Here is a 10,889-nt window from a genome sequence, read left to right as displayed (position 1 = left end):
CGCTGACCCGCCGTTCTCTAAAGATCATCTTCCAACTACTGGAATCGCTGACCCGCCGTTTTGACTACCAATCCCCGCGGGGGTCCACCACTCCGGAAGAAAGCACGTCCTGGCAGGAAGTCCTGGAATTTTTCGGTACATCCTATCTCAGGAAGACCAATTCCTGAAGTCCCTGCTAAAAACTTCAGGAAACGATCCGGTAGGGTAGCGCCGCACCATCTGGAATAGTTTCGATATATTTCCGCCGAAAGTCCTTATCCTGCATCCGACAACGCTGAGAATGACGGCGATAGGCCGGATGGGAAAGCAGGGTGTCCCACAATTCTTGAACCGATGACTCCCGAATGTTTCCAAAGGACAATGGGGTGAAGTCACAAGGGGTGAGATCTCCCTGTGAAGTTATATGGAGTTGGAAATTGGCGGCCAGACAACCTATCACCCGGGAAAACCCCCGCCCGCTGTTGGTCCAGCTCTGGGTCACCGCCCGCAGCCTCCCCCGGTACCGGCGGTTGACCGTCCTCATGTCCGCCAGGAGTCGGCGCCGGGAAGCCCGATCCAGAAAAAGATCAGAGCTTCCCAACAACCCACCGATTTCTATGGCATCAAAGACCGTGACTTCCTGTGCTCCCCACCCGGCAACCAGTTCGGCAATTTCCAACAAAAAAGGCCCCTGAACCCGGCTGCGGGTCGCATAGGTGGACACCCCCACCAAAAGACCGGCCCGGTGGGCCTCCTTGACTCCCCGCTCTACGGCCGAAAACGCCTCTTCCGACCCACGCAGCCGGTTGTGTTCCGCCGGGTTGGGGGAATCAAGACTAACCTGGATCCCATAGATGCCGGCTTCCCGTAATTCAGCGATCCGCTCGGCGGTCAGATCCCGGGCATTGGTGAAGACCTGCGAAACAGCCATTCCCCCGGGCACGGAAGCGACCAGTCGAGTCAGGTCCTTGCGCAGCATTGGTTCTCCACCGGTAAAGGTGATGTTGGTAACCCCGAGCTCCAAACACTCGGCAATAACCCGCTGGATCTCTTCGGTGGTCATGACCGGCCGGTCGGTTCGGCGTCCGGCCGCACTGCAATGCACACACCGGTACTGGCACTGATCGGTTATCCCAAGAGTGGCAGCCATGGGAATCCGCCTTTTATAAACGACGGTAGAGAGAAAAGTCTCGAACATACGTTCATGGGCGGCACTGGGTATGGGAGGAAGATACAACGAATAAACATTTCCTCCCCCTCTGTTTCCTAAGATTCCGAGGGATGAGTGGAAAGCAAAGTATCGTTTAATGACGAAGCGAACCCAAGGGGAAGCCTTCCCGCGTATCCGGGTTCTCACTCCTTTACCTCGGGCTTCAACTGAAACCGTCAGATTGCTCAGTTCGGGAATCCGGCTAAAACGATAAATACGGTGTGAACCGGCCTGATCCATCGCTACTCCATTCCTTTTCTGGGGATTGACGTCAAATGATTGAACATTAAGCGCTCCGGGGAGAGCGATCGAAACGAGCTTCCGGCAAAAAAAGGATCGACCAAGATCCCGGTATACAAGCCTCAGTATACGACGTGGCGAAAGAAGGGTCAATAAAAATTTATTGCTTCTTTCCTGAATATGGTGATTAACTTCCTCTGTGAATAAAGCTGTGATGGGTGAAAATCCTAACGTATTTTATCCCATTCTCTATTTGATTTTGCTGCAAAAACTCATTTCACCGAGGCCCCGTTGCTATCAGCAACGCCTCATCTCCTTGCACTGGAACCAGGGATGCGTTACAGGTGATCGCTTTCATCGTCTGCCCGCATGCTATAATGGAATATCCACCCCATTGAGCATTGCCCTGAACCTCCCGAAAAACATAAAGAGGTGAATCTGTATCGCCCAAAACTCCCACCATCTGGCACCGTCTGTGGAAACTACCGTTTTTTTGGAAGAAACTCCTGTTGTCCTGGAACCAACCGGCGCCTTGTCCCTGATCAAGGAAAACTTGTTTCTTCACCTCCCCCCGATCCTGCCGTTCCCGAAAAGCCGGGCATGATGGGCAATATGGATATGGAGACGATGGGACGGCAGCATATGGAAAAAATGCGGGGTATGACGAGGGTTGACCGGGAAAGATTGCCCAGAGATGAGTACGTCCAAGCGCTCATCCTTTTTAAAATGCTCTATGTTCTGAGCTCGGAACCGGTTACACCCCCAAGAGACAGCCTGATGATAAACCAGCCGGAAGGCATGGATAGGCCGGGACAAGCAGGAAATGATACTCCTGATTCGATGGATAGCCGGACTGAATGAATCGAAAAGATCCTAAACGAACTGTTACTCCTCAATCAGCGGATTCCGGAAGTCTTCGAACGACAACCATAAAAATGGTCCGGGTTGCTCAATTGTTGTCTCAACCGCAGCAGACCTTTGTCCTTTGAACTTTTACCAACCGGCTTAGCCTTGAGGAAGACAACCCACCCTTTGTGGACGCCTCGTTTTAATTGAGGGAGAGCTATTTGGAGAATAGCGGATTCGGGGTCTTCGGTGACATTCCCCCGAGTCATGAATGGCTCCATAGAAACCTGGCGCGCCTGGAGGGAGTCGAACCCCCAACCAACGGATCCGAAGTCCGCCACTCTGTCCAATTGAGCTACAGGCGCGCACTATCTTTAGAGCCTTTATTGTATCATCTTCATCGGTTGCGTTCAATCGATCGCAGTCGCTCTTCCAGCCCAGGCCGGATAAGCAGCCAAGAATGGCAATCCGAAGATATCTTTGAACAGATCAAGCATGGCTACCCCCCCCCTCTCTCTTTTTTTGCCCGGAATTCGTTTGACTTCACTGTCAAGACGCGTTCTCACGCAAACAGCAGCGGCATCTCTACGGCGGCCAAAGATCGGGAGAATCTTCCTCGCCTTATACATTTTTCTGACTGACCTCTGAAAACCCTTATGGATCATCAACCCGGTGGAATACACTTGGTCACCGAGACTGCAGGACCAGTAAAACCTGGGCCTGTGAGTCCCCTGTCTGCCAACAGGCAAGCGGGTAACAGCGCTCAAAAGCGCGACACTTATCTCCCACTTGAGATATACTAAAGGGGATAATTCGGCTCACAGTGTAACCAGCTTACCGAAAGCAGGCCGTTTGGCGAGGAGGACCTCGCGGGTTTCCCGGGGAATAAATCCGGGGCCGGTATGGCTCTAAAAAGGGGTGGTGCGCCCGAAAGGATTCGAACCTTCAACCTACGGCTCCGGAGGCCGCCACTCTATCCGATTGAGCTACGGGCGCACGATGAACGAGATACCGCAGGTAAGCATTATTATATCCGTTTTTTCCGGTGATGCAAGACCTGCATTTAACAGACCTGGGTCGGGTGTCTCAAGGTCTTTTTGAGGAAATCGATTCTTTTTGCGGGGAGGGAGCACAATGAACGGTAATCGGCTGACCCTGTTCAGTTTGTTTGGTTTCGCCATCCGAATCGACTTGAGTTGGATCATCATACTTTTTTTAGTCATCTGGTCTCTGGGCATGGGTGTATTCCCCAACTACTTCGAGGGACTGCCCACCGCAGTCTACTGGTGGATGGGAGTGATCGGGGCCCTGGGCTTATTTTTCTCAATTATTTCTCACGAGTTGTCCCACTCACTGGTCGCCCGAAAGTTTGGACTGGTTATCAAGGGGATCACCCTGTTCATTTTCGGCGGCGTGGCGGAAATGGAGGAAGAACCGCCCAGTGCCCGGGCGGAATTTTACATGGCCCTCGCCGGACCGGTGTCCAGTTTAATCCTGGGAATGTTTTTCTATGGATTGTTTTTGATCGGCGGCAGGATCGAGTGGCCCCGTCCGGTTCTGGGCATTCTCTGGTACTTGGGGACCATCAATTTTGTCCTGGCCGGATTCAACTTAATCCCCGCTTTTCCCCTTGACGGCGGGCGTATCCTCCGGTCCGCTCTGTGGTCCTGGAAAGGAAGTCTTACCTGGGCCACCCGGGTCTCATCGCGAACCGGTACCTATTTCGGTATCTTTCTCATTGCCCTGGGGATATTGAATTTTCTTCGCGGAGCCTTGATTTCAGGCATCTGGCTCTTTTTGATCGGTATGTTCATTCAAAACGCTTCCCAGTCTTCTTTGCAACGGACCCTGATGACGAAGGCCCTGGAGGGCGAGAAAGTCCGCCGCTTTATGAAGCCAGACCCTATGACCGTTCCCTCAAACCTCACCATTGCCGAATTCGTCGAAGATTACGTTTACCGTTACCATTACAAAATGTTTCCCGTTGTGGATCAGGATAAACTCATCGGGTGTGCGAACACCCGGGATATCAAGGAACTCCCCCGTGAGAAGTGGAGCGAGCATGAACTCAAAGACTTAATCAAAAACTGTTCTTTGGACAACACCATTTCGCCTGAAGCGGACGCCACCCAGGCATTGTCCAGGATTAGTAAATCGGGAAACAGTCGCTTGCTGGTAGTCGAGGACGGAAAACTGGTGGGGGTGATCACCCTGAAGGATCTTTTGAATTTTTTCTCCCTGAAGATGGAACTGGAAGGTGAAGATCGGCGGAGGTGAAGATCAGAACCCTTCAAACAACCGATAAGCCAGAACCTCCGGTAGACCAGCCTGGAGAATTTTGCTCGCTGCTTGTTGCTGATCATAATCGACCCGAACTACTCGTACTGTCTTGCGCTCCGTATCCAGTAGGCCGAAAGAAGCCTGGGGATTCCCATCCCGGGGCTGTCCGACGCTCCCACAATTGATCAAATAACGCCTGTCTTCTTCCAGATGAATCTCCCCTCCCTGGTTCAACTGTTTATGAGTCAAACGATTCCTTTCCAGAACATAGGCCTCGGCCACGTGGGTATGCCCGTAAAAGCACAGCGAAAAATCATGGCTGGTGAATATCCGACCGGCAACGGACCGATTGGAGATGTATTCTTCCAGAGGATTCCGGGGACTTCCGTGCACCCATAGCGCTCCCAGGCGGTCGATGTATTGGGGTAGGTACTCCAGAAAGGACAACAAAGAGGAAGATATCTGTTGCCGAGTCCACTCTACAGCCCGGCGGGCCTGCGGGCTGAACCAGGATAGAGGGAGCGCACCGGTACACGCGGCATCGTGATTGCCTAAAAGACAGGTGCTGTGTCTCCGGATCACCCAAGCCAGGCACAACGCCGGATCCGCTCCATAGCCTATCACGTCACCCAGAACAAATATTTCATCGACCCCATCCAACCAGGGATCGATTGCTGCCAGAGCTTCAGAGTTGCTATGGATGTCTGAAAGAAGAGCAACCTGCAAGGCTATTTCCGGGATAATGATTTGAAAACCGGATCCCAGATAGACCGGACTACTTCGAACGACCTTTAATACGCATGATGCTCACCACTTGTGAACGAGCCAGTTCTTCTAACTTGAGGTTGATGTACTTGATGGTTTCTTTGAGATTGGGAATCAAGACGTATTCCAAAGCATTCACCCGCCGCCGGGTTTTTTCGATTTCCACGGCCATCAGTTCAATGATCTTCTCCGCCTCGGCCAACTTGATCAAGCGAGCAAGCACATTGAAAAAAGAATGAAACGCCGCATCGATTTCCGCCGGGGTATTGACTAAGCCATAGGTATAGGGATCTCCCTCCACTTTGACTTCGAAATGAGGAATACGGATCCCGGTCACGTGTTTAATCCCCACTTTCAATTCAATCTTTTGGCGGGAGACCACGGTGATGAGTTCCTTATCCGCTTCGGTCAGCATAAGCGAGGCCTTGTTCTGCGCCTCGAAGGCTTTGAGGATTTCCCTTTCGACTTCGGTCCGTAGGTGACGGTTCTCCCGGACGATGCGGACAAAATTCTGAATCAGAGCATCCAGCTTATCCTTGAGAAGCTTGTGACCCCGCCTGGCCATGGCCAGGCGGGTCTTGAGTTTCATTAACTCCATTCGGTTGGGATTGACGTTCAATCTCACGCCGAACCCCCCTCCCTTGCGGTGGCCACTGTTTCCTCTTTTTTATAGTAGCGATCCAGGTATTCGTCCCGGATTCGCTTCAATTCCTCCCGGGGAATCATACGTAAGAGTTCCCATCCAATGGTAAGTGTTTCCTCAATAGTTCGGTTTTCGTATTCGCCCTGGGAGATAAAGCGGAATTCGAACGCCTGGGAAAATTTCATAAAGAGCTGATCGAGATCCGTTAATGACGCCTCTCCCAGGATCGTGGCCAGTTCAGCGGCCTCTCGCCCGCGGGCATAGGCCGCAAACAATTGGTTGGCGACATCGGGATGGTCCTCGCGAGTCTTGCCTTTTCCGATTCCCTTGTCCCTTAAGCGGGACAGGGACGGCAATACATCGATCGGAGGATAGAGGTTTTTTCGGAAGAGTTGGCGGCTGACGATGATCTGCCCTTCCGTGATATATCCGGTAAGATCGGGAATAGGATGAGTCTTGTCGTCCTCAGGCATGGTGAGAATAGGTATCTGGGTTATCGACCCTCTCTTTCCCCGGATCCGTCCGGCGCGCTCATACATCGTGGCGAGGTCGGTATATAAATAACCGGGGTAGCCACGGCGGCCCGGGATCTCCCTCCGGGCGGCGGAAATTTCCCGTAGAGCCTCACAGTAGTTGGTCATATCCGTGAGCACCACCAGGACCTGCATATCCAGCTCGAAGGCTAAATACTCAGCTGCGGTCAAAGCCAAGCGCGGAGTGATGATCCTCTCGACCGCCGGATCACTGGCCAGATTGATGAACAGGATCGAACGTTCAATGGCTCCAGTGTTCCGCAGTTCCGAAATAAAATAATTAGCTTCATCAAAGGTAATCCCCAAGGCACCGAAGACCACCGCGAATCTCTCTTCCTCCTTCAGGACCCTGGCCTGTCGGGCGATCTGGGAAGCCAGCCGGGCATGAGGAAGGCCGGATCCGGAAAAAATTGGCAACTTTTGGCCGCGCACCAAAGTATTCAATCCGTCAATCGCCGAAACCCCAGTCTGAATAAAGTCGATGGGGTAGTCCCGGGCTACCGGGTTCATGGGGTTTCCATTGATATCCAATCGGGCTTCGGGAACAATTTCTGGCCCGTCGTCGATGGGGATGCCCGATCCGGAAAAGACCCGGCCCAAAATATCCGGGGAAACCGGGAGTTCCATAACTCGTCCCAGAAACTTCACACGGGTCTCGCCGATGCCAATACCTTCCGTACCTTCGAAGACCTGGACAAGCGCCTTCCCTTCGCTGGTCATCAAGACCTGGCCCCGACGGCGCTTTCCACCGGCCAATTCGATATCCACAATTTCCATGTACCGGGAGTCTTCCACCTGCTCGATGGTGAGAAGCGGTCCGGCAATCTCCGAAACCGTCATGTATTCTTTATACATTGCTTTCTACCTCACCCCTGGTCTTGGAATTCATCTGTTCCCGCACATCACCGATCAGGTTCTCGATTTTATTCAGATCTTCTTCCGGAATATACTTGGCCCGCCCTATCCGTTCACGGACCGGCAACAAAAGCAGATTGCGTAAGACAAGACCTTTTTCAAGCCCTTTCAAGCCTTCCTGGTAGTAAACGAGGATAGATTTCAGAATCAGGGACTGCTTGCGAAGGGATGAAAAAGTGTCCAGTTCATGGAAAGCACTTTGCTGGAGAAAATCCTCCCGGACCATCCGGGCCACTTCCAGTACGAAGCGTTCCCGGAAGGACAACGATTCGACACCGACCAACCGGACGATTTCCTCGAGTTCGGCTTCCTGCTGGAGAATCCGCAGGGCTTCCGCCCGATCCTCGCTGAATTCAGGAGATACATGTTTTTTCCAGTATTCCTCGAGACCCTGAACGTACAAAGAATAGCTGATCAGCCAGTTGATAGCCGGAAAATGCCTTTTATAGGCCAGTTTATCTTCGAGGCCCCAGTAAACCTGGACCACTCGCAATGTATTCTGAGTCACCGGCTCGGAGAGGTCGCCCCCGGGGGGAGAGACCGCCCCGATAACACTCAGTGAACCAATCCGGTGGTCACGCCCCAAGCATTCCACTTTTCCCGCCCGTTCATAGAAACTGGCGATCCGGGTTCCCAAATAGGCCGGAAATCCTTCGTCGCCGGGCATTTCTTCCAGCCGTCCCGAAATTTCCCGCATGGCCTCTGCCCATCGTGAAGTGGAATCGGCCATCAGGGCGACATTGTATCCCATATCCCGGTAGTACTCAGCAATGGTGATCCCGGTATAGACCGAGGCTTCCCGGGCGGCCACCGGCATATTCGAGGTATTAGCGATTAAAACCGTCCGCTTCATCAGGGGTTCCCCGGTATTGGGGTCGATCAACTTGGGAAATTCCATGAGTACATCAGTCATTTCGTTTCCCCGTTCACCGCATCCAATGAACACGATGATTTCAGCGTTTGACCACTTAGCCAACTGGTGCTGAACGACGGTCTTCCCGCTTCCGAAGGGTCCCGGAATACAGGCCGCTCCACCCTTGGCGATCGGGAAGAGAGTATCGATGACTCTTTGTCCGGTAATCAAGGGTTCGCTCAGGCTGACTTTTTTCCGGTAGGGCCTTGTCGTACGAACCGGCCAACGCTGCATCATGCTCACCGGGACGTCTCCGTCTGATTCCGTTTGGATGACCACGATCGTATCCTCTACGGTGTACGAACCCTCCTGCACCGAAATGACTTTTCCCTGAACACCGGGGGGAACCATAACCCGGCAGGATATGGTCGTCGATTCCTGAACCTCACCGAGCAAGTCCCCCGCTTCAACTTCGTCCCCTTTTTTGACCAACGGGTGGAAATCCCACTTTTTTTCCCGATCCAGCGCCGGAACATCGATTCCCCGGGCTATGAAATCCCCCGACTCGTTCCGGATCACTTCCAGCGGACGCTGGGTTCCATCGAAGATCTGTCCGATCAGTCCAGGACCAAGTTCGACGCTCAGTGGTTCATAGGTGGATTCGACCGGTTCACGAGGTCGCAACCCCGCCGTTTCCTCATAAACCTGGATGGTCGTGTTCTCCCGCGCTATTTCAATGATCTCCCCGAAGAGCTTCTTTTCCCCGACTTTGACCATGTCGAACATTTTGGATCCCCGTAACCGCCTGGCCACAACTACCGGACCGTTAACCGAATGTACGACTCCCCTGGTTATATTTTCATCCATCGGCATCATCTCTCTCCCTAAAGCAGGATATCGCTTCCTATGGCTATTTCGACGAGTTTCCTCACGTATTCCCCACCTTTCCCGGCTTCAGGCCCACGGGTTGGGATACCCAGAACAACGGGAAGCGCCTCTCCTTTCAGATCCTCAAAATGGCTCTTAACTATACTGTAATATTTCCATTCGACGATAATCAGGGCGTAATCCATTTTCCGCAATGCAGGGAGAGCGTCCCGCAATTGCTCAGGGGAGTTGGTTAGATAGTTATCAAAACCCATTCCCCGAAAACATAGCGCATTTTCCTCGCCCCCTACAAAAGCCAGTTTAGTGTTACGTTCACTCATAATAGCTCTCCCGCAATTTCCGCTTCAATTCCGCTTCTCCGATTCCGAAAAACTTCCCTTCCAAAAGGATGCGCAGGTTTCTGGTATCGGTACAACGGGCGTAGAGATAACCGAATACCGGCTCCGGTCCAAACGCGGCCATCCGATAGGCACGGATGAACCGTATCAGATAATTGTCCATCGACCGCTCCAATTCGGCCAGGGCCACTGGATCGAAAAGGGTAGCTTCTCGGTCGAAAACATCGGAAAAACCGAAATCGTCGATAGTCTCCCGAACTTTTTCTTCCGTCCCGGTCACCAGTTCGTGAAACGCTTCCTGCTTGATAAAAGGGTTCTTGAAGTAGAGGGTTTGAAGAAAATCGTTTTTCCGTTCCTGAAAGCGGGCCCGCAAGGCCGCCCGTATGAAAGCGAACAGGACATAGGCAATCAACCAGTTCTTGATAACCGGGCTTTCAATAACCTTTGCCATATTCAGCGCTTCCTGGAGGTATCGCCGGTCAATTTCCGCTTCAAGCATCTGGACATTTCCAGTGTTTTCAAAAATCGCGAGAGCCCCTTCTGCGGCCAACCGGAAAAAGTCCGGCAGGTATTCCCGTCCTTCACCGGACATAAAGCGGGTTAACGTCGTCCAGGACAAAGAAGAGGGATACTCTTTACCCCCCCTCACCTGAGCGATTTGCCTTTTTAAAACCAACTTCAGGGCGTTCGTGTCAAAGCCAAGAACAAAAAACGCGGTCAACTTTTTCCCGGCACGGCTTCGCCCTATTTCCCGAAGAGTTTCCCAATAATGAGAATTCAGCGTCTCATCGATCGATTGCAATGTGTTCCCGATACCCTGGAGGGACTCACCCAGAAAGGGAACTTCAGATAGAACACGCTTGACCTGATCCAGGTCTTCAGCCCGCAAGGCACTCTCCACAATCTTCCCGCTCAGCAGGCCCTTTTCCAGAACCCGGATCCGGCCAATCAGGTAGGTATAGGCACTATTTCGTACCGCCCGGGGTTTCTCGGTGATCGTTTTCATAGACCGTCATCCTGAAAAAGAATTTTGGCGATGTCGCCCTCATTTGAACGGAAAACCTCTTCGACCAACGAGTGAAGACTAAAGGTCAGGATCATTCCCTTTTTCTTCATCACAAATCCCCGATCAATTGTATTTGTCTGGCCACCATAGGTAAAGATCGTTCCCTTCTCCTGGTTCACCTGATCAATAAACTTCTTACCCAGGCGCTTCGCTTCGGGAGACGCCATCAGAACCTCTTCGTCACGGCCAGCCGTATTGTTCAGGAGGATGTTCCGGTACCAGGTCTCCGGTGACTCATCGACGGCCCTAACCAGAGCTTGGAACAACTGCTCCCGGACCCGCTGGAGCGCCTCTGATTTGACCTTTCCGACCTGGTTGCGACCCTGTAAATTC

The 10,889-nt window shown here is 52.5% G+C and carries 11 protein-coding genes and 2 tRNA genes; 2 read left to right on the top strand and 11 right to left on the bottom strand.

Features of this window, described 5'->3' with window-relative positions:
- Nucleotides 1–184: 184 nt before the first annotated feature.
- On the bottom strand, nucleotides 185–1,216 hold the full coding sequence (locus VLH40_07445; GenBank protein HSV31836.1) for a radical SAM protein: 1,032 nt from the start codon (nucleotides 1,214–1,216) through the stop codon (nucleotides 185–187).
- An 855-nt stretch (nucleotides 1,217–2,071) separates the two neighbouring features.
- On the opposite strand from VLH40_07445, the gene VLH40_07440 reads away from it, so the two are divergent.
- A complete protein-coding gene (locus VLH40_07440) occupies nucleotides 2,072–2,290 on the top strand; it encodes a hypothetical protein (GenBank protein ID HSV31835.1) in 219 nt (72 codons plus the stop codon).
- Between the two features lie 273 nt (nucleotides 2,291–2,563).
- Here the strand turns inward: VLH40_07440 and VLH40_07435 are convergent.
- The 3 genes from VLH40_07435 to VLH40_07425 all read right to left on the bottom strand — a co-directional run bounded on the left by VLH40_07435 (nucleotide 2,564) and on the right by VLH40_07425 (nucleotide 3,271).
- Nucleotides 2,564–2,640, bottom strand: a tRNA-Arg gene (locus VLH40_07435).
- Nucleotides 2,641–2,685: 45 nt separating this feature from the next.
- On the bottom strand, nucleotides 2,686–2,841 hold the full coding sequence (locus VLH40_07430) for a hypothetical protein (GenBank protein ID HSV31834.1): 156 nt from the start codon (nucleotides 2,839–2,841) through the stop codon (nucleotides 2,686–2,688).
- A gap of 353 nt (nucleotides 2,842–3,194) precedes the next feature.
- A tRNA-Arg gene (locus VLH40_07425) sits at nucleotides 3,195–3,271 on the bottom strand.
- 138 nt (nucleotides 3,272–3,409) lie between these two features.
- Here VLH40_07425 and VLH40_07420 point away from each other — a divergent pair.
- Complete coding sequence (locus VLH40_07420) at nucleotides 3,410–4,552, top strand: site-2 protease family protein (GenBank protein ID HSV31833.1); 1,143 nt, start codon at nucleotides 3,410–3,412, stop codon at nucleotides 4,550–4,552.
- 3 nt (nucleotides 4,553–4,555) lie between these two features.
- Here the strand turns inward: VLH40_07420 and VLH40_07415 are convergent, their stop codons facing one another.
- The 7 genes from VLH40_07415 to VLH40_07385 form a co-directional block, all read right to left on the bottom strand.
- The gene (locus VLH40_07415; GenBank protein ID HSV31832.1) at nucleotides 4,556–5,281 is read right to left on the bottom strand and encodes a metallophosphoesterase family protein; all 726 of its coding nucleotides are present in this window, start codon (nucleotides 5,279–5,281) and stop codon (nucleotides 4,556–4,558) included.
- Nucleotides 5,282–5,330: 49 nt separating this feature from the next.
- Nucleotides 5,331–5,945: a V-type ATP synthase subunit D gene (locus VLH40_07410; GenBank protein ID HSV31831.1), complete on the bottom strand. Its 615-nt coding sequence runs from the start codon at nucleotides 5,943–5,945 to the stop codon at nucleotides 5,331–5,333.
- Entirely contained in the window at nucleotides 5,942–7,351 is a 1,410-nt protein-coding gene (locus VLH40_07405) for a V-type ATP synthase subunit B (GenBank protein ID HSV31830.1), read from the bottom strand. The genes VLH40_07410 and VLH40_07405 overlap by 4 nt, the downstream gene beginning before the upstream one ends.
- Nucleotides 7,344–9,131, bottom strand: a complete 1,788-nt coding sequence (locus tag VLH40_07400) for a V-type ATP synthase subunit A (GenBank protein HSV31829.1) — start codon at nucleotides 9,129–9,131, stop codon at nucleotides 7,344–7,346. Before VLH40_07400 ends, VLH40_07405 begins: the two co-directional genes overlap by 8 nt.
- 17 nt (nucleotides 9,132–9,148) lie before the next feature.
- Nucleotides 9,149–9,472 (bottom strand): V-type ATP synthase subunit F, encoded by a 324-nt coding sequence (locus tag VLH40_07395; protein HSV31828.1) that lies wholly within the window; start codon nucleotides 9,470–9,472, stop codon nucleotides 9,149–9,151.
- Nucleotides 9,465–10,496, bottom strand: a complete 1,032-nt coding sequence (locus VLH40_07390) for a V-type ATPase subunit (GenBank protein ID HSV31827.1) — start codon at nucleotides 10,494–10,496, stop codon at nucleotides 9,465–9,467. Before VLH40_07390 ends, VLH40_07395 begins: the two co-directional genes overlap by 8 nt.
- Nucleotides 10,493–10,889 (bottom strand): hypothetical protein (locus VLH40_07385; protein HSV31826.1); only part of this gene is annotated, 397 nt, incomplete at its 5' end. The genes VLH40_07390 and VLH40_07385, both read right to left, overlap by 4 nt.

It is taken from the genome of Atribacteraceae bacterium (assembly GCA_035477455.1).
In the GTDB taxonomy this organism is placed as follows: Bacteria; Atribacterota; Atribacteria; order Atribacterales; family Atribacteraceae; genus DATIKP01.
The sequence above is the reverse complement of the archived record's forward strand: the minus strand, read 5'-3'. Positions and strand labels throughout refer to the sequence as shown.

What these genes read in the sequence shown, in the direction of transcription:
- VLH40_07440 (HSV31835.1), top strand. Translation starts at nt 2,072, where the DNA reads ATGGAAAAAATGCGGGGTATGACGAGGGTTGACCGGGAAAGATTGCCC.
- VLH40_07420 (HSV31833.1), top strand. Translation starts at nt 3,410, where the DNA reads ATGAACGGTAATCGGCTGACCCTGTTCAGTTTGTTTGGTTTCGCCATC.
- VLH40_07405 (HSV31830.1), bottom strand. Translation starts at nt 7,351, where the DNA reads ATGTATAAAGAATACATGACGGTTTCGGAGATTGCCGGACCGCTTCTC.
- VLH40_07400 (HSV31829.1), bottom strand. Translation starts at nt 9,131, where the DNA reads ATGGATGAAAATATAACCAGGGGAGTCGTACATTCGGTTAACGGTCCG.
- VLH40_07395 (HSV31828.1), bottom strand. Translation starts at nt 9,472, where the DNA reads ATGAGTGAACGTAACACTAAACTGGCTTTTGTAGGGGGCGAGGAAAAT.
- VLH40_07390 (HSV31827.1), bottom strand. Translation starts at nt 10,496, where the DNA reads ATGAAAACGATCACCGAGAAACCCCGGGCGGTACGAAATAGTGCCTAT.